Origin of the sequence: Streptomyces sp. HUAS TT11 (genome assembly GCF_051553595.1) — a bacterium.
In the GTDB taxonomy this organism is placed as follows: domain Bacteria; phylum Actinomycetota; class Actinomycetes; order Streptomycetales; family Streptomycetaceae; genus Streptomyces.
In genome coordinates, this window is sequence record NZ_CP196184.1 from 517,513 (window position 1) to 535,317 (window position 17,805).

19 protein-coding genes are annotated in these 17,805 nt (G+C 69.9%); 11 read left to right on the plus strand and 8 right to left on the minus strand.

What is annotated here, in order from left to right:
• The first annotated feature begins 395 nt into the window (after nucleotides 1–395).
• From ACSHXN_RS02575 to ACSHXN_RS02590, 4 genes are all read left to right on the plus strand, one after another.
• Nucleotides 396–692 carry a plastocyanin/azurin family copper-binding protein gene (locus ACSHXN_RS02575; RefSeq protein WP_355140289.1) on the plus strand — a complete coding sequence of 99 codons (297 nt, stop codon included), beginning with the start codon at nucleotides 396–398 and terminating at the stop codon, nucleotides 690–692.
• Entirely contained in the window at nucleotides 692–1,678 is a 987-nt protein-coding gene (locus ACSHXN_RS02580) for a metallophosphoesterase family protein (protein WP_355140288.1), read from the plus strand. The genes ACSHXN_RS02575 and ACSHXN_RS02580 overlap by 1 nt, the downstream gene beginning before the upstream one ends.
• The gene (locus ACSHXN_RS02585) at nucleotides 1,675–2,130 is read left to right on the plus strand and encodes a hypothetical protein (protein ID WP_361153023.1); all 456 of its coding nucleotides are present in this window, start codon (nucleotides 1,675–1,677) and stop codon (nucleotides 2,128–2,130) included. The genes ACSHXN_RS02580 and ACSHXN_RS02585 overlap by 4 nt, the downstream gene beginning before the upstream one ends.
• A 147-nt stretch (nucleotides 2,131–2,277) precedes the next feature.
• On the plus strand, nucleotides 2,278–2,637 hold the full coding sequence (locus tag ACSHXN_RS02590; protein ID WP_438302546.1) for a hypothetical protein: 360 nt from the start codon (nucleotides 2,278–2,280) through the stop codon (nucleotides 2,635–2,637).
• A 123-nt stretch (nucleotides 2,638–2,760) separates the two neighbouring features.
• On the opposite strand, the gene ACSHXN_RS02595 is transcribed toward ACSHXN_RS02590, so the two are convergent.
• Both ACSHXN_RS02595 and ACSHXN_RS02600 read right to left on the minus strand, forming a co-directional pair.
• Nucleotides 2,761–2,976, minus strand: coding sequence for a hypothetical protein (locus ACSHXN_RS02595; protein ID WP_438302547.1), 216 nt, complete (start codon nucleotides 2,974–2,976; stop codon nucleotides 2,761–2,763).
• Nucleotides 2,977–2,987: 11 nt separating this feature from the next.
• Nucleotides 2,988–4,037 carry an aldo/keto reductase gene (locus tag ACSHXN_RS02600; protein ID WP_356112535.1) on the minus strand — a complete coding sequence of 350 codons (1,050 nt, stop codon included), beginning with the start codon at nucleotides 4,035–4,037 and terminating at the stop codon, nucleotides 2,988–2,990.
• A 119-nt stretch (nucleotides 4,038–4,156) separates the two neighbouring features.
• Between ACSHXN_RS02600 and ACSHXN_RS02605 the strand changes: the two genes are divergently transcribed.
• From ACSHXN_RS02605 to ACSHXN_RS02620, 4 genes are all read left to right on the plus strand, one after another.
• On the plus strand, nucleotides 4,157–4,708 hold the full coding sequence (locus tag ACSHXN_RS02605) for a TetR/AcrR family transcriptional regulator (RefSeq protein WP_438302548.1): 552 nt from the start codon (nucleotides 4,157–4,159) through the stop codon (nucleotides 4,706–4,708).
• 426 nt (nucleotides 4,709–5,134) lie between these two features.
• Nucleotides 5,135–7,360, plus strand: a complete 2,226-nt coding sequence (locus ACSHXN_RS02610) for a xanthine dehydrogenase family protein molybdopterin-binding subunit (protein WP_438302549.1) — start codon at nucleotides 5,135–5,137, stop codon at nucleotides 7,358–7,360.
• The gene (locus ACSHXN_RS02615; protein ID WP_438302550.1) at nucleotides 7,357–8,256 is read left to right on the plus strand and encodes an FAD binding domain-containing protein; all 900 of its coding nucleotides are present in this window, start codon (nucleotides 7,357–7,359) and stop codon (nucleotides 8,254–8,256) included. Before ACSHXN_RS02610 ends, ACSHXN_RS02615 begins: the two co-directional genes overlap by 4 nt.
• A complete protein-coding gene (locus tag ACSHXN_RS02620) occupies nucleotides 8,253–8,744 on the plus strand; it encodes a (2Fe-2S)-binding protein (protein ID WP_438302551.1) in 492 nt (163 codons plus the stop codon). Before ACSHXN_RS02615 ends, ACSHXN_RS02620 begins: the two co-directional genes overlap by 4 nt.
• A gap of 208 nt (nucleotides 8,745–8,952) precedes the next feature.
• On the opposite strand, the gene ACSHXN_RS02625 is transcribed toward ACSHXN_RS02620, so the two are convergent.
• From ACSHXN_RS02625 to ACSHXN_RS02640, 4 genes are all read right to left on the minus strand, one after another.
• Entirely contained in the window at nucleotides 8,953–11,160 is a 2,208-nt protein-coding gene (locus ACSHXN_RS02625; protein ID WP_438302552.1) for a xanthine dehydrogenase family protein molybdopterin-binding subunit, read from the minus strand.
• Nucleotides 11,157–12,146 carry an FAD binding domain-containing protein gene (locus ACSHXN_RS02630; RefSeq protein WP_355140279.1) on the minus strand — a complete coding sequence of 330 codons (990 nt, stop codon included), beginning with the start codon at nucleotides 12,144–12,146 and terminating at the stop codon, nucleotides 11,157–11,159. Before ACSHXN_RS02630 ends, ACSHXN_RS02625 begins: the two co-directional genes overlap by 4 nt.
• On the minus strand, nucleotides 12,133–12,663 hold the full coding sequence (locus ACSHXN_RS02635; RefSeq protein WP_355140278.1) for a (2Fe-2S)-binding protein: 531 nt from the start codon (nucleotides 12,661–12,663) through the stop codon (nucleotides 12,133–12,135). The genes ACSHXN_RS02630 and ACSHXN_RS02635 overlap by 14 nt, the downstream gene beginning before the upstream one ends.
• Before the next feature lie 498 nt (nucleotides 12,664–13,161).
• Nucleotides 13,162–13,983 (minus strand): LysR family transcriptional regulator, encoded by an 822-nt coding sequence (locus tag ACSHXN_RS02640; RefSeq protein ID WP_355140277.1) that lies wholly within the window; start codon nucleotides 13,981–13,983, stop codon nucleotides 13,162–13,164.
• A 105-nt stretch (nucleotides 13,984–14,088) separates the two neighbouring features.
• Between ACSHXN_RS02640 and ACSHXN_RS02645 the strand changes: the two genes are divergently transcribed.
• The 3 genes from ACSHXN_RS02645 (at nucleotide 14,089) to ACSHXN_RS02655 (ending at nucleotide 17,417) form a co-directional block, all read left to right on the plus strand.
• On the plus strand, nucleotides 14,089–14,577 hold the full coding sequence (locus tag ACSHXN_RS02645) for a nuclear transport factor 2 family protein (RefSeq protein ID WP_438302553.1): 489 nt from the start codon (nucleotides 14,089–14,091) through the stop codon (nucleotides 14,575–14,577).
• Nucleotides 14,577–15,500 carry an NADP-dependent oxidoreductase gene (locus tag ACSHXN_RS02650; protein WP_438302554.1) on the plus strand — a complete coding sequence of 308 codons (924 nt, stop codon included), beginning with the start codon at nucleotides 14,577–14,579 and terminating at the stop codon, nucleotides 15,498–15,500. The genes ACSHXN_RS02645 and ACSHXN_RS02650 overlap by 1 nt, the downstream gene beginning before the upstream one ends.
• Before the next feature lie 408 nt (nucleotides 15,501–15,908).
• The gene (locus ACSHXN_RS02655; protein ID WP_438302555.1) at nucleotides 15,909–17,417 is read left to right on the plus strand and encodes a CoA-acylating methylmalonate-semialdehyde dehydrogenase; all 1,509 of its coding nucleotides are present in this window, start codon (nucleotides 15,909–15,911) and stop codon (nucleotides 17,415–17,417) included.
• A gap of 46 nt (nucleotides 17,418–17,463) precedes the next feature.
• Here ACSHXN_RS02655 and ACSHXN_RS02660 read toward each other — a convergent pair whose 3' ends face one another.
• Nucleotides 17,464–17,586, minus strand: a complete 123-nt coding sequence (locus tag ACSHXN_RS02660) for a hypothetical protein (protein WP_383357598.1) — start codon at nucleotides 17,584–17,586, stop codon at nucleotides 17,464–17,466.
• 12 nt (nucleotides 17,587–17,598) lie between these two features.
• Nucleotides 17,599–17,724, minus strand: a complete 126-nt coding sequence (locus ACSHXN_RS02665) for a hypothetical protein (RefSeq protein ID WP_356112548.1) — start codon at nucleotides 17,722–17,724, stop codon at nucleotides 17,599–17,601.
• Nucleotides 17,725–17,805: the final 81 nt, after the last annotated feature.

Sequence of the window (17,805 nt, forward strand, 5' to 3'; positions counted from 1 at the left end):
GTCATGCCCACCCGAGTGCCTTACAGCGAGCACGTCACGGCCGGGCACCCACGCTCGACCGTGACACGTCTCCCCCGCACACCCACTGCCACCGACGGCTGCCTGCTGTCGACGGGCACGTGGCCCCATCTCTGCCGCCCGACCCACGAGGAACCACCACCATGCATCCGAACTTCCGTCCATCACGCCGCCGGACACGCGTCGCAGCCGGACTGGCGGTCGCCACCCTTGGCACACTGGGGCTACTGAGCGCGTGCGGCCACTCGCCGCACCCCTCCTCCCGAGCCGGCGGCATCACCCCGGGCCCGGGACAGAGCCAAACGGCCGGGATGCCCGGTGACGACGGAACGGGCAACAAGGCGGGCTCGGCTTCCAGCGTCCCGGCGATGCCTCACATGAGCATGCCTCCGAGTTCCCCCGACGCAAAGGCACCCGCCACCGGAGACGCGGTGGCGATCAAGAACTTCGCCTTTTCCCCGGCCAAGCTGAAGGTCACAGCGGGCACGACGGTGACCTGGACCAATCAGGACACCGACCCCCACACCGTCACCAGCGCCGGATCGGGCGGCCCGCTGCATTCGGCCGCCCTGACCACCCACGCAACCTACAGCTACACGTTCACCAAGCCCGGCACCTACGCCTACCTGTGCACCATCCATCCGTTCATGACCGCAACCGTGGAGGTGACCTGATGGCCGAGTACCACGACAGCAAGGACGGGAACCAGGAGAGTTCCACGTCGGCACAGGGCATGTCCCGACGACAACTCATGCGGCACGCAGGATGGTTCGGGGGCGCCGTGGTCCTCACCGTGGCCAGCGGAGAGGTGATCAGCCGCATAGCGGGCCCCGAGGACACCACGGCCGGGAACACCGCAGCCCCCGCACCAGCCGGCAGCGCCCTGCGATTCGTGCAGATCTCCGACAGCCACATCGGCTTCCAGGGCCCGGCGAACACGGACGTGACCGGCTCCTTCACCGAGGCGATCAACCAGGTCAACTCCCTGGGCTTCCGGCCCGACTTCGTCATGCACAGCGGCGACCTGACCCACCTGTCCACGACAGGGCAGTTCGACCAGGTCAGGCAGATGATGACCAGCCTGCGGACAGATCGCGTCTTCACCGTACCGGGCGAGCACGACTCCATCGGCGACGCCGGCCGCGCCTACCGCCAGATGTTCGCAGGCGGAACGCTCGGAGACGGCTGGTACAGCTTCGACACCCACGGTGTGCACTTCATCGCCCTGGTCAACACCCTGAGCCTGGAAAAGCTCGGTCACCTGGGCAACGACCAGGTCGAATTCGTCCGCAGGGATCTTTCCGGACTGTCGTCGGACACTCCCGTCGTGATCTTCAGTCATATCCCGCTCTTCGCCATGTACCCGCGGTGGGGCTGGAGCACGGACGACGCATTGAAGGTGATCGCGCTGCTGCGCCGATTCGCCTCGGTCACCTGTCTCAACGGGCACGTCCACCAGCTCTTCACCAAAACCGAGGGCAACATCACCTTCCACTCCGCCACCACGACCGCCTACCCGCTGCCCAAACCAGGCCGGGCGCCCGCCCCCACTCCCCAAGTCGTCCCCGCCCGACAGCTCAAAGACGCACTGGGCATCCGCACCGTCGGCTACCGCCAGGGCGACCGAGAACTGGCCGTCAAAGACCGGAGGCTCGCGTGAACACTCGCAGAATCCTCATCTGCACCCTGCGGTGGGCGACCTCCGCCACCCTCGCCGTGAGCGGGTACATCCACGCCCAACTCTGGGGGGAGGAGTATCACTCCCTCCCTGTCATCGGACTCCTGTTCCTGTTCCAGGCCGGTGTCTCCTTCGCCTTCGCCGTCCTGCTGCTGATCGGAACACCACCACTGGCATTGCGGGTCGGCGCGGCCGGTGTCGCGGCCGGTGCCCTCGCGGGCTTCATCGCCTCCCGCACCGTGGGCTTGTTCGGATTCACCGAACACGGTCTCCAGCCCGCCCCGCAGGCGCTGTTGAGCCTCCTGGCGGAAACGGCCACATTGCTGCTCCTCGCGGTCTGGCAGGCGACCCTGATCGCACAGGAGCGAGCTGCCGGACCGCCCGCCAGAACACACGAATGGCGCCCTCCCGCCACCCGCACACCACCCAACTGATCCACCGCCACCGAGAAGCCGCTCTCCACCGGGGACCCGGCATGAAGCGCGGCGGAACAGGGCTGATCGCGACAACCACCTACCGCGGAAGCGGCGCGGTCCGGGCCCCCGGCAGCCCTCCAGCACGTAGACAAAGGAACAGCCTCCATGCCCCTGGAACCACGCCCCGTACCCGCCGTGCCGGACTCACACCTGCGCGAGCTGAGGGACATCGTGCGCGCCCTGCTCAAACTGGACGACGACACCGCCGTCGTCATCCGCCAACTCAGCTGGACCGCACCGGGCCATCGCCGACTGGAGACCAGCATCTCCGCGCGGCGCATGGACGGCCGGGTGCGCCACTGGACACTCGACGGGCCGACCGACCAGATCACCGAGAATGCCCTGCGGGCCGCCCTGATCCCCCATCCGACGAACTGCCGGAGCTGCCCCCCGCCCGGAGTGGCGGCTTCGGCTGCCACCTTGTTCCAGATGCTTGTCCTGTCCGTCGTCGTCACGCTGAGGTGACCGCCCGGCGGCCGGCTCAGAGGTCCACCCGGAATCGGATGCCCAGGCGTGCAGTCGCGGTCGTGACGCCGTCGCGACCGGTGCCGTGCCGGGGAGAGGACCCCCGGCACGGGCCACGTGGACTCAGAGATCGGCGCAGCCGGGGAAGTCGGCACAGATGCGCTCGAGTTCACGTGCGCCGACGATGCCTTGGACGTTCGTGGCGAGGGGGCCGCCGCCGTGCGCGAACGACTCGGCCGGCCTGCCGCTGTACGAAACCGCGTCGACGATCTGCCGCCTCGCGTAGACGCCGTGACTGCTGACCGATCGGTACCAGGCCTTCCACGCACCCCGGTGCACGCCACCGCGTGTCAGAGGTTGGCGTAGCCGGGGATGCTCGCCTTGATGCGCTCCAACTCGCGTGCGTCGGAGATGCCCTGGAGGTCATGGCGGGGGGTGTAGGGCGCCTCCAGGCGGCGGGCCTCGTCGTCCGTCATCTCCAGGTCGAGGGAGCCGACGGCGTCGTCGATCTGCTGGATCGTGCGCGCGCCGACGAGGGGGGCCGCGACGACGGGGTTGCGGCGCAGCCAGGCGAGGGCGACCTGGGCGCGGGTGGCACCGTGGGCGTCGGCGATCGCGCCGACCTCGTCGAGGATGGCGCGGTCGCTGTCGGCGGTGGCCTTGCTGTAGAGCATGTCGGCGTAGGCGCCGTCGGTGGCGGCGCGCTCGGTGGCGTTCGCCTGGTCGGCGGGTCGGGCGAGGCGACCGCGGGCGAGCGGGCTCCACACCATCGTGGCGACTCCCTCGTCGGCGCAGAGCGGAAGCATTTCGCGTTCCTCTTCGCGGGCGAGCAGGTTGTAGTGGTCCTGCATGGTGACGAACCGGGCCCAGCCGTGGCGCTCCTGCAGATGGAGGACCTTCGAGAACTGCCAGGCATGCATGGAGGAGGCACCGAGGTAACGGGCCTTGCCGGACTTCACCACGTCGTGCAGGGCCTCCAGGGTTTCCTCCAGTGGGGTCTCGTTGTCGAGACGGTGGATCATGTAGACGTCGACGTAGTCGGTGCCGAGGCGGCGCAGGCTCTCGTCGATCTCGGTCATGATCGCCTTGCGGGAAAGGCCGCCGCCGTTGGGGCCGGAGCGCATGGCGTGGCGCACCTTGGTCGTGATGACGACCTCGTCGCGGCGTGCGTAGTCCTTGAGGGCGCGGCCGAGGATCTCCTCACTGGAGCCGTAGGAGTACAGGTTCGCGGTGTCGAAGAAGTTGATTCCGGCCTCCAGGGCATGCCGGATCAGTGGGCGGCTGGCCTCCTCGTCCAGGGACCAGACCGGGTGGCCGCGGTCGGGCTCGCCGTAGGTCATGGCGCCGACGGCGACCGGGGAGACGTCCAGGCCGGTACGGCCCAGCTTGATGTATCGCACGGGAGGGCTCCTACAATGGGGAAGAACAATAAGCGGAGAGCTCTCCGCTTGACCTCGACGACGTTAGCGGAGACCTCTCCGCTTCGCAACCGGTCGATGCCCGCACGCCAGGAGGACCCATGCCCGACGCCGCGCCGCAGCGCTCCGACGCGCTGAAGAACCGCGAGGCGATCCTCCAGGTCGCCCACGACGCGCTCGCCGAGTCCGCGGACGCCTCGCTCAACTCGATCGCCAAGCGCGCAGGCGTCGGCCCCGGCACGCTCTACCGCCACTTCCCCACCCGCGAGGCGCTCATCCTGGAGGTCTACCGACGCGACGTGGACCGCCTCGTCGACTCCGTACCGCACGTCCTCGCCGACCATGCCCCACTGGACGCACTGCGCCAGTGGTTCATCACCCTCGCCGCCTACGTGCGCCTCAAGCACGGGCTCGGCGAAGCACTGCACACCGCCGCGGCTCAGGAGGTCGTGGGAGCGACGTCCGCTTCCGTCACCGCCGCCGTCGGCCGGCTCCTCGACGCATGCGAACGCGCCGGCGAGGTACGACCCGGCCTCGACCCCACCGACGTCATCATGCTTCTGAGTTGCCTGTGGCGGACCCCCGACAACCCCGTCGGCGCCGCCCAGGCCGATCGACTGATGGAACTGGCGATCGCCGGTTTCCGACCGTAGAGCGCACACCTCGGGCCGGTCCTCGGCGATGTCCGGGCGAGGCCGAGGCGCTGAGCCGAGCACGGAGCCCGGCCGTCGAGCAGTGCCGCGACGACCGGGGCGGGCGAATACCTCGGGAGCGAGAGCGGCGCGCACATCCCCGCCGACCGGTGCACCCTCCTCCTCCCCCCGCCCGCACGCCCGTCTCCCGTCGCACGATCCCGGGCGAGGTCGAGCCTGTCGTCCCGGACCCGGCACTCGCCGGAACCAGGTACGGCCGACCTCGCCGCCGGCCGCTCTGCCGTGGGTCTCCCCGGCAACCTCGTCGCTCCTCCTCGCACCCGTCGATCCCCCGGTCTGACAGACGGTGCGTCCGCTCGCGCATGACCGGCGCATCAGGCGGTACTCGCAGGGTTCGCCGCCGCATCGATCGGGCTGGGAGGAGTCATGGCCGAACCGGACACCCCGGGCGGATCGGTGACACGCGTCGAGGACGGCCCCCTGGTTTCGGGGCACGGACGCTTCGTGGCCGATCTGCGGGTGCCCGGGTGTGCGGAGGCCGCATTCGTGCGCAGTGACACGGCGCACGGCCGGCTCCGGGCAGTGGACCTGGCGGCGTCACGGCAGGTGCCCGGTGTGCTGGGAGCCTGGTCGGCGGGTGATCTTGGTGAGATGCCCCTGGTGCCGGCGTTGATGGACCCGGACGTCGCCCGTGGCCGTCCCTGGCCCGCCCTCGCCGACGCCCGGGTCAGATATTCGGGTGAACCGGTGGCCGTGGTGGTCGCCGAGGACCGGTACCTGGCCGAGGACGGTCGCGACGCCGCCCGCGTGACCCTGGACCCCCTGCCTGCCGTGCTCGACCCACAGATCGCCGCCCGGGACGAGGTCCTGCTGTACCCGGGCCGGTCGAACGTGGCCATGGAGACGACGCTCGGCGACCCGATCGACCCGGGAGTGTGGGAGCGTGCCGCGGTGGTCGTCGAGGCGACGTACCGGTATCCGCTCCTGTGCCACACCTCCATGGAGGCCCGCGCGATCCTGGTCAGGCCCGACACCGGCGGAGGTATCACCGTCTGGTGCTCCCACCAGGCGCCGCACCGGTTGCGTGGCGACCTGGCCGACGCGCTCGGCATCGAAGCGGACCGAGTCCGCGTGGTGGTGCCGGATGTCGGCGGGGCGTTCGGCGCCAAGAGCGAGACCTGGCCGGAGTACCTGGCCGTGGCCTTGGCGGCGCTGCGCCTGGAACGCCCGGTGCGGTGGGTGGAGGACCGGAAGGAGGCGTTGACGGCGGGACCGCGTGGTCGCGGCCAGAGCCAGTGGGTGCGGCTGGCCTCGGACGCCGACGGCCGCCTCCTCGCCCTGGAGATGCAGACCGACGCCGCCGTCGGCGGCTATCCGCACACCGGTTCGTTCCTCCCGGAGGTCACGGGCAGGATGGCCGCGGGTACTTACGCGATTCCTCAGGTGTGCGTTCGGGCGCGAGCCGTGGTGACCACGACTCCCCCGCTGTGCCCCTATCGGGGAGCCGGCCGTCCCGAGGCGGCCTACGCGGTGGAATGCACCGTCGACCTGATGGCCCGCCGCCTCGGCATGGACCCTGCTCGGCTGCGCCGGCTCAACTTCGTCCGACCGGAGGCCTTCCCCTTCACCACACCGACCGGGTTCCGGTACGACAGCGGCGACTACGCGACCGCCCTGGACCTGGCGCTCCGCACCGCCGACTACGCGCACTGGCGCTCGGAACAAGCCCGCCGGCGTGCACACGGCGGCACTCCGCTCGGACTGGGCATCTGCACCTACGTCGAGCGTTCCGGTGCCGGAGGCGAGTACGGCGCCGTCGAGGCGCACACGGACGGCTCCTTCACGGCGACGTCCGGCTGCTGCTCGACCGGGCAGGGGCATGCCACGACGTTCGCCCAGGTGGTGGCGGGCGAGCTCGGGGTGGACCGGAGGCGGGTGCGTCTGATCGAGGCGGACACGGCTGTCGTACCGGACGGGATGGGGTCGTTCGCCTCCCGCTCGATGCAGAGCGGTGGTGAGGCTCTCCTCCAGGCGTCGCGCGACCTGGTGAGCGAGGCCAGGCGGCGAGCGGCCGACCGCACCGGAGCGCGCGTCGATACGGCGTCCTACGAGCGGGGCGCCGTCCGGGCGAACGGCAGCACCTTCACCCTCGCGGAACTCGCGGCTGACCGTCCGCTGCGCGCCGAAGCCAAGGCGGAGCCGCCACAGGCGTTCCCCTTCGGCGCCTATGTCGCGGTGGTCGAGGTGGACCCGGACCTCGGCATGGTGCATGTTCTGCGGCTGGTCGCCGTGGACGACTACGGCACCGTCGTCAATCCACTTGTCGTGCACGGGCAGACCTACGGATCGATCGCACAGGGACTGGGCCAGACGCTGTACGAAGCAGCCGTCGAGGACGAGGAGGGCGTACCCCGGGCCGCCTCCCTGCTGGACTATCTGCTGCCGACCCTTTCGGAGATGCCGGAGGTGGCCATGGACGAGACGTGCACTCCCAACCCCAACACGCTGCTGGGCGCCAAGGGGGCGGGGGAAGCCGGCTGCATCGGCACACCCCCGGCGGTCGTGAACGCGGTCGCCGACGCCCTGCGGGTCGACCCGACGGCCCTGACGATGCCGTTGACCCCTTGGGTGTGCTGGGAGGCAGGCCGATGAAACCAGGGCCGTTCGACTACGTCGCGCCCGCCACCCGGCAGGAGGCGCTGGCGGCGCTCGCCGTCGCGCCGGAGGGAACGCGGGTCCTGGCGGGCGGCCAGAGTCTGGTGCTGGAGATGAACCAGCGCGCCGCGCGCCCGCACCGACTGGTCGACATCAACAACATCGCCGGCTTCGACCGACTCGACGTGGACCGTGCCGATGAGGACGGAGGGTGGCTGCGCGTGGGCGCCCTCGTCCGCCATCGCGCCTTCGAGCAGCCGGTGGAGGGTGGACCGTTGGGCCGGCTGCTGGCCCGCACGGCGCACTTCATCGCCCATCCGCCTGTCCGCACCCGTGGCACCCTGCTCGGCAGCCTGGCGTACGCCCACCCCACGGGGGAATGGCCGACCCTGGCCGTCACCCTGGGCGCCGAACTCGTGCTCGTGAGCGCCGACGGTACCCGCACCCTGGACGCCGAAAGCTTCCTCATCGGCCCCTTCACCACCGCACTTCGGCCGGGAGAACTGCTGGAAGAGGCGCGCTTTCCGTTGCTCCGACCGACAACGGGAGTGGCGTTCGTGGAACTCCGGCGCACCGCCGCGAGCTTCGCCCACCTGTCCGCCGCCACCGCCCTGTCCGTCGAGGACGGCATCGTCGTCGATATACGGCTCGGCATGGCGGGCATCGCCCCGCAGCCCGTCCGGGCCCGCGACGCCGAACATCGTCTGGTCGGACGGCCGCCCACCGAGCGGGCGATCGCCGAGGCCGCGGCAGCGGCCGCGGCCGGTGTCGCGGAACCGCCGGCCGACCCGCACTCGGGCAGCGTCTACCGGCGCCATGCGGCAAGGGTGCTGGCCGAGCGGGCTCTGGTGAGGGCATGCCAGGACATCAGCGACGACGTGGAGCGGCCATGAGGATCTCCCTGACGGTCAACGGCGAGAAGCACCAGCTGGACGTGGAGCCTCGCCGGACCCTGGCCGACGCGCTGCGCGAGGACTGCGGCCTGACCGGCACCCACCTCGGCTGTGAGCACGGCGTGTGCGGATCCTGCACGGTGCAGGTGGACGACAACGCCGTACGCAGCTGCCTGATGTTCGCCGTTCAGTGCGACGGCCGGACCGTACGGACGGTAGAGGGCCTCGCTGCCCGCGACGGCACACCGCACCCCCTGCAGTCGGCCTTCACCGCGGAACACGCGCTGCAGTGCGGCTTCTGCACCCCCGGCTTCCTGATGCTGGCCGCAGCCGCCCTGGACGAGGATCCGGCGGTCGCCGACGACCCGGATCGACTCCGTGAACTGCTCACGTCCAACCTGTGCCGTTGCACCGGTTACGAGTCGATCCGCCGTGCCGTGCGACGTGCGGCCCACGCACCCGGCTCGCCGGACCCACTCCCGGACTGACCTCCGCCGGGCAACACGTCGGCCGCGCCCTTCCCTTGGCCTGACGGCTACCGGGAGCACCGCACCGATACTCAGGACCGCCGAGCACACTCAAACCGCGGAGCACACTCAGGACCGCCGAGCACACTCAGGACCGTGGAGCACCGAGGACTCGCTGGTGCCCTCCCCCCTGCGAGCCCTCGAGCCGGTCCCGGCGGTCGGATTCGGCTCAAAGGAGGATGTCGAGGGTGATCGGCAGCGAACGGATCCGCTTCCCGGTCGCGTGGTAGACCGCATTGGTGATCGCGGGCGCGATGCCGACCAGGCCCACCTCACCCACGCCCTTGGTACCCGTCGGCGTACCGCGGTCGGGTTCACCGACGAACACCACATCGAGCTCGGGCACGTCGGCGTTCACGGCCACCAGGTAGTCGGCGAACGTGCCGTTGGCGATGCGCCCGGTACGCGGATCGGTGACGGTGTCCTCCAACAAGGCCATGCCGATCCCGCCGACCGTGCCGCCGATGATCTGGCTCCTGGCCGTCTTCTCGTTGAGAATGCGCCCACCGTCGATCGCCGACACCACCCGGGCGACGCGCACAAGACCGAGGTCGGGATCGACGCGGACCTCCACGAACTTCGCGGCGTAGGCACCGGCGAGGGACATGCCGATCTCCTTGGCGTCCGGAGGCGTGCTGCTCCCGGTCGCCGACAGCTGCGGCATCCCGTGCCGGGCGAGGATGTCGACGTACGACTCCCCACGGTCAGGACAGCCCATGAGGTGGATCCGGCCGTCGCTGCACTCCACGTCGTGCGGGGAAATCCCCTTCAGGGGTGAGTCCGCGTCGTTGCGTACGAGTTCTACGAACGAGCGCACAAGTCGCCGGCAGGCGTCGTGGACCGCGTTGCCGAGGGCTCCGGTCAGGCCGGAGCCGCCCGCCATCATCGAGTTGGGCATGTCCGAGTCGCCGAGGTCGAAGCGGACCTTCTCCAGGGGCAGACCCAGTTCCTCGGCGGACAGCTGCGCCATCACCGTGTACGTCCCGGTGCCGATGTCGGTCGCCGCACTGCGCACGAAGGCACTGCCGTCGCGATGGACGGTGGCCTCGGCCATGCAGGGCTGTGCGAAGTACGGGAACATCGCGCTCGCCATGCCGTATCCGACGAGCCAGTTACCGTCGCGCATGGAACGTGGCTCGGGGTTCCGGTCGAACCAGCCGAATCGCCGCGCGCCGATCTCGTAGCACGCCAGGATCGCCTTGCCGGACCAGGGCAGTCCGTTACGGGGATCGACGTCGGTGTGGTTGCGCACCCGCAGCTCCAGCGGGTCGATGCCCAGGGTGTAGGACAGTTCGTCGAGTGCCGACTCCAGCGCGAAGTTGCCCTGTGCCTCCGCCGGGGCGCGCATCGACGTCGGAACAGCGATGTTGAGCTTGGCCTGTTCGTCCCGGGTGATGACGTTGGGGCACTGGTAGGCGAAGGCGGTTCCGGACGAGAACGGCTCGAAGTCGTTGTCCTCCATGCTCAGCGAGCTGAGGCTGCGGTGGTCGAGGGCGACCATTTCGCCGCCGCGCGTGATGCCCACGCTGAGCCACTGCACTCCGCTCGGCCGGTGCCCGATGGAGGTGAACATCTGCGGCCGGGTGAGCACCAGCTTCACGGGGCGTTTGGTCATTCGGGCGGCCATGGCGGTCAGGATCACATGCGGCCACGCACGCAGACCGGCTCCGAAGCCGCCGCCCACATAGGGCACCAGGACCCGCACCGAACTCTCCGGGATACCGAAGGCCATCGCCAGGCTGGTGCGCACCATCGAGGGCCACTGGCTGGTGTCGTGGACGGTGAGGGTGTCGCCCTCCCACACGGCCAGGGTGGCGAACAAACCGAGCGGGTTGTTGGTGTTGTCCGCCGTCAAGTACGTGCCGTGCAAGGTCACTTCGGCGCTCTCCAGCGCCGCGGCGGCGTCGCCGCGCGAGTGGTCCATCCCCCACGGGTCGAGCAGGTGCTCGGCCCGTGGGTCCTGCAGGTCGAGCAGGGGCTCCGCGGCCTCGTAGTCGGCGCGCACCAGCCGTGCCGCGGCGGTGGCCTGCTCGGGCGTCTCGGCCACCACGAACGCGATGTGCTGGCCGTGGTGGACGATCCGGTCGTTGCGCAGCGGGGCGGGCGGCGACGCGCCGAGCACCGATACCGGGCCCGTACCGACCTCCAGGGCGTTCTCGTGGGTGAGCACGGTGACCACGCCCGGGGAGTGTTCGGCCTCGTCGGTGTGCATGCGGACGATCCGGCCGGCGGCGACGGTGCTTTGCACCAGGGCGCCGTAAGCCTGGCCGGGAACGCTGAAGTCCATCGGGTACGGTGCCGCGCCCGTGACCTTGCGCGGGCCGTCGACCCGGCTGATACCTTCGCCGATCAGCGGCCTGCTCTCGACGGTGCTCATGAGGTCACTCCTGACACTGTCTGCAGCTCCCGCACGAGCGTGCGCCGGGCGAGCGGCACTTTGAACTCGGTGCCCGGCACCGTCCAGGCGTCGCGCATGGTCGCCTCGGCCGCGTCCAGGAAGGTGGCGGTCGTGGCCGGCGCGCCGGTCAGCACGTGCTCGGCCTCGTAGGCACGCCAGGGCTTGGACCCCACTCCGCCGAGCCCCACCCGGGCCTGGCGGATGGTGCCGCCGTCGATCACGAGCAGTACCGCGGCCGAGGTGAGGGCGAACTCGTACGAAACCCGGTCACGGACCTTGAGGTAGCCCGAGCGCGCGGTCGGCGGCGGCAGCGGGATCTCCACCTCCGTGATCAGCTCGGCGTGGTCCAGGACGTTCTCGCGCTCGGGGCTCTCGGCGGCGGTGATGTAGAACTCGGTCAGGGGCACGGTGCGCCGTTGTGTCGGCCCTTGGATGTGCACGAGGGCATCCAGCGACACCAGGGCGACGGCGAGGTCCGAGGCGTGCAGTGCGATGCACCGCTCGCTCACGCCGAGCACGGCGTGCATGCGCGCCGCGCCCATCACCGCCGCGCAGCCCGAGCCCGGGGAACGCTTGTTGCACTCGGCGACGCCGGGGTCGCGGAAGTAGCGGCAGCGGGTGCGCTGCAGCAGGTTGCCGCCGATGGTGGCCATGTTCCGCAACTGCACCGATGCGCCCAGCAGCAGGGATTCGCGCACCACGGGCAACCGCTCGGCCACGGTCGGCTCGGCGGCGAGTTCCTCCATGGTGGCCAGAGCACCCACGTGGAGAGACTCACCGCGCCGCTCGATCCCGTGCAGCGGAAGCCGGGTGATGTCGATCAGCCGCGGTGGCTCCAGGATCCCGTCCTTCATCAGATCCAGCTGCGTCGTGCCGCCCGCGAGGCAACTGGCCGCCGGGTCGTCGGCCAGCAGTCGTACCGCCTCCTGAGTGTCGGTGGCCCGCACGTAGTCAAAGGTGCGCATCGTGACCTCCCCCGGACGCCACGGCGCGGATCGCGGCCACGATGTTGGGGTACGCGCCGCAGCGGCAGATGTTGCCGCTCATGTACTCCCGGATCTCCTCGTCGGAACCGGCCCGGCCCTCGGCCATCAGCGCCACCGCGGACATGATCTGGCCCGGGGTGCAGAAGCCGCACTGGAAACCGTCGTGCTCCATGAACGCCCGCTGCACCGGGTGCGGCCCGTCGGCGCCGGTGAGTCCCTCGATGGTGGTGATCTCCCGGCCCTCGGCCTGGGCGGCGAGGGTCAGACACGACAGCACTCGCCTGCCGTCGAGGTGGACCGTGCACGCACCGCAGGCGCCCTGGTCGCACCCCTTCTTGGTGCCGACCAGACCCAGCCGGTCCCGGAGGGCGTCAAGCAGGGTCACGCGGGTGTCCAGGCGGAGGGTGTACGTACGCCCGTTCACATCGAGCGTCACGACCCGCTCGTTGACGGTGGAGCGGCTGTCCGCGTCCCGTTCGCTCGCCACGTCTCTCATCGCGTCCTCCTCCGGACGGGGGCACATATGACTCACGCCCCTCCTGGGGGCGGAAACGGTGAGCTCATTCGACCGTCGCGAATTAATTAGTGCATTTCATCACCATATAGTCCGAATGAGTGCTCGGCATGCAGTCCAGCCAGGGGGGTCGCGCGCCGTCGCGAGGGTGACGGCGCTGGAGCGCCGGGGCGCCTCGGCGCCACCGTGCAGGGGGTGCGGTACGGAGAGTGATACGCGGGTCCGGACGGGTGACGTAGGGCGTGCCCCGCGCACCCGGGACGGGGCCGAACAGAGCCCCCGAGCCGGAGCGCGGCACACACCCGATTCCGACCGGGGGGCTGTACTCCGACCGAGGGCTGCACGGGGAGGTGCGTGACCCACTCGCTGCGGCACCGAGCCTCACCGGAACGCCGCCCGCCGGTCGCAGTGAACGTGCAGCTGCGCGAAGCAATGGTCGGTGCCCGTACCCGGGCACACCCCTCGGCCGCCTCGCGCGGATCAAGCCGCCGTGGCCGGCCCCCGCGTTTGTCCGGTCATCACGTGCTGCGCGGCCCGGACGAAGGCGGTGACCTCCGGCCGTGTGACGTCGTTCCGCCGGGCCAGTGCCAGCGTCGTGCCGGGCAGATCCGTCACCGGGACGGCCCTCACTCCGGGCGTCAGGCGCTCCCCGACGCCGGATCCCACGACGGTGACAAGACGTCCGAGAGTGACCCGGTCGAGGATTTCGTCCAGCCCCATCGGCGGGCAGTGATCCTGGTAGACCGGATCCTGGCGAAGGTCGGCGACCGTGACCGTCGCCAGCCGCGCCAGGTCGTGATCGCGTGGCAGCAGCGCCATCGGACGCTCTTCCGTGACCACGGTGGTCCGCAGATCCGTGAGATCGTCGCTGCCGATGCACAGCAGTGCGACATCGGCCGAACCCTCACGCAGGGCCTTGCTCCCGTCATGAGTGAACAGGAGCTCGAGCTCTGCGCTGCTGTAGGAACGCAGCAGACGCGCAAGGAGCTCGGAGCCGGTTCCCGGTCGAACCGCGAAGACGAGCCGTGACGGAAGGCCCGCCTGCTGCGTGCGGCGTACGGCGCCGTCGAGCCCTTCCAGCAGGCGCCGGCATTCCTCGAGGAAGACGGAACCCGCCGAGGTGAGCTCGACCCGGCGGCTGGTGCGCTGAAGAAGCGCGACCCCCATCCGGCGCTCCAGCCGCGAGATGGCCCGGGACAGCGGCGGCTGCGCGATGCCCAACCGCTCCGCGGCGCGGGTGAAGTGCAGTTCCTCGGCCACGGCCACGAAATAGACGAGCTCCCGGGTCTCCAGCCGATCCATACCCTCAGAGTATCGCAGCATGTCACAACGATCATGGCTCGTCGCGCCGACGACTGGTCCACTGGACTACCGAGTCCCCATACGAGCCTTGAAGGAGCAGTACCGGTGAGTGACGAGCGCAAGATCCAAGAAGTCCTGGCCCGCTACGTCCGGGCGACGGATCGTCGTGACGGCAAGGCTCAAGGGGCCTTGTTCACCGACGAGGCGGTCGTGCAGATCCATGTGAAGACAGGACGGGACTCGTACGAGCCGTTCGGTGAGCCCTTGATCGGCGGGGCCGGTGTGGAATTCGCGGTGGAGCACTTGATGGCGCCGCACCCCGAGGGCGGCTCGAGCCATCACACCACCGCCGACCACATCATCGACATCGAGGGAGACAGCGCCCGGATGAGCGCCCAGTTCGTCGTCTTCTCGGTGCAGGCCGCCGCCCGTCCCGCGGACGGCTGGCCGGACGGCGTCTTCGGTGCCCAGGGCACGGTGCGGCCGATCGAGTCCGGCTACTACGAGACCGGACTGCGCCGCGTCGACGGCGAGTGGAAGATCGTGAAGCATGACATTTTCATGGACATGCCAATCGCGGTTACGGGTGCGTGATGAAGGCGATGGTCTACCGCCGTTACGGCGGTCCGGAAGTTCTCGAGCCGGCCGAACTGCCCGAACCGAAGACACATGTCGACACGGTCCTGGTACGAGTGAAAGCCGCCGCGCTCAATCCTGCGGACCTGGCCCTGCAGGCGGGAGCGCTCGATGACGCCCTCGATACATACTTCCCCGTCATCCCCGGCTGGGACATCGCCGGCGTGGTGGAACGCCCGGGGCCGGCGACACCGGAGTTCCCGGCGGGCAGCGAGGTCATCGGATACGTCAGGGGGGATGTGCAGCGCGCTCACGGCGGAATGGCCGAGTTCGTCGCCGCGGATGTGCGCACTCTGTTCCGCAAGCCCCGCACCATGAGCTTCACGCAGGCCTCCGGTCTGCCACTGGCGGGTCTGACCGCGTATCAGGCCGTTGTGCACGCCCTGGATGTCCAGCAGGGCGAAACCCTGCTGGTACACGGAGCAACCGGTGGCGTCGGCTCCCTCGCCGTCCAGATCGCCTTGTCACGCGGTGCTCGAGTCATCGGAACCGCGTCGGAGCGGGATCACGAGTACCTGCGGGCGCTCGGAGCCGAGCCGGTCACCTACGGATACGGTGTCACCGACCACGTCCGTGAACGCGTCCCCAACGGCGCGGACGCGGTCCTGGACACCCACGGCCACGGCGTACTCACCGCGACGGCCCGGGCCGCGGCACATGACGCACGTGTGGCGTCGATCGCCGACGCCGGCCTGACGGGTGTGCTTCCGGTCTTCTGCCGAATGGACCACGCGGACCTCAGCGCCCTCGTGGAACTCGCCGAGGCGGACCGGCTGCGCGTTCGGATCGGCGCCACATATCCACTGGAGCGCGCGGCCGACGCACAGCGCGCGCTGGCCGCCGGGGACGTCGCCGGCAAGATCGTCATCACGATCGACTGACCTGCCTCCGCTGACGCTCAAAGGCGTCCGCACGGTTATGCCCTCGACGTACGGCATGGCACGTCGCAGTCGCCCAAGAGGATCGCCGACCTCTTGGGCCTGGCAGGAACTCTCCGTCTGCGAGGCTTCAGTCGACCTTCAGGAGCCGACCCGCATGCCTCGGACGCCCGCGTTCGGTGTGCGAGTGATCCGTGCCACCACAGTACGGGACCCGTCAGGGGCACTTCGGGCACCGAGCCTCTCATGGGCCTCGCTGCCGAGCCTGGAACCGTAGATTCCAACTCAGCAGTCCCACCCGCGCGGCGTGGCCGCACTTGACCGTGGCTCACTGGGCCGGTCGCCCTTCCGGTCCGAGCCACTTCACGAATCTCGCAGCCCGCCGCCACCACCTTTGAAGGAGTTCCGGCGATGAAGACCGTCACCCACTGGATCGGTGGCAAGCCCTTCGGAGACGCTTCAGGCGCCACCGGGGCCTGGGCCCCTGTGACCGATCCCGCCACCGGAGAGGTCACCACGCAAGTGGCGTTGGCCGGCGCGGACGAGGTCGACGCCGCGGTCGCCGCGGCAAGGACGGCCTACGCCACCTGGAGCACGTCCCCGCTCGCCCGGCGGACCGCGATCCTCTTCCGCTATCGGGCTCTGCTGGACGCGCGCCGTGACGACATCGCCGCGCTGATAACCGCCGAGCAGGGCAAGATTCACTCGGACGCACTCGCCGAGGTGGCCCGCGGCCTGGAGATCGTCGAACTGGCCTGCGGGCTCGGCATGGCGCTCAAGGGCGACACGTCCACCGACGTGTCGAGCGGCACCGACGTGGCGTCCATTCGCCGGCCGCTCGGTGTGATCGTCGGTATCTCGCCGTTCAACTTCCCCGCAATGATCAGTATGTGGATGTTCCCCATGGCCATCGCCTGCGGGAACACCTTTGTCCACAAACCGAGCGGGAAGGCCCCGTCCGCGTCCATGCTTCTCGCGGAACTCGCGGCCGAGGCGGGCGTGCCCGACGGAGTGCTCAACATCCTTCATGGCGACAAGTCCGCCGTGGACGCACTGCTCGACCACCCGGACGTCGCCGCCGTGTCGTTCGTGGGCTCCACGCCGGTCGCCCGCCATGTCTACAGCCGGGCGTCCGCCGGTGGGAAGCGCGTCCAGGCCCTCGGCGGCGCGAAGAACCACATGCTGGTGCTGCCCGACGCCGACCTCGACGCGGCGGCCGAGGCCGCCGTGTCCGCAGCCTACGGCTCCGCCGGTCAACGCTGCATGGCCGTCTCCGTCGTAGTCGCGGTCGGCTCGACTGGAGACGCACTGGTCTCGCGGATCGCCGAACGCGCCACAAAGGTCAAGATCGGGCCGGGCAACGACCCGACGTCCGACATGGGCCCGCTGGTCACCAAGGAGCACCGAGACGAGGTCGCGGAGTACGTCGCCCGCGCCGCGGCACAGGGTGCCGAAGTCGTGCTCGACGGCAGGGACTTCACCGTCGAGGGCCTGGAGAACGGGCACTGGATGGGCATTTCGCTCCTCGACAGGGTCCGCACGGACTCGGACGCCTACCGGAACGAGATCTTCGGTCCCGTCCTGTGCGTGCTCCGCGCGGAGACGTATGAGCAGGCCATGGAGATCATCAACGGCTCCCCGTACGGCAACGCCGGCGCGATCTTCACCCGCGACGGCGGCGCGGCGCGGCGGTTCCAGCTGGAAGTCGAGGTCGGCATGGTGGGTGTGAACGTGCCGATGCCGGTCCCGGTGGGCTACCACTCCTTCGGCGGCTGGAAGGACTCGGCCTTCGGCGACCACCGCATGTACGGCAGTGAAGCCGTGCACTTCTACACGCGAGGCAAGGTCGTCACGAGCCGCTGGCCGGATCCGGCCGAGACGGCGACCGGTCCGGACTTGGGCTTCCCCACGTCCCACTGACCCTTGCGACTCAGCATCCGCAGCCGAGTCGACTGCCCGTTCCGGGTCAGCCGCCGGCGATGTTCCCGCCCGGCATGGGCTCGGCCGGCGCTCTGCGCCAGTCGGACACACCGAAGGCACCTGCGAAGTACCGGGTCTCGTGGACCACATACCCGAGGGCGAACTCCATGAAGCTGACCCGTCAGATGGGCACCCCGTCGTACGTGATGACGCACTCGCCGACCCACAGATCCCCGAAACCGACGATCCGGGGGACGGTGAAATGCCGATCGGCGGGGCGCCCACCACGTTGCACCGAGATGGTCATGCGTCTCACATGGTCAACCGCGGCCAACCGGGGGAAAAGAACAACGCGGCATGTTTGATCGTTGATTTGCCCTCCACGAGA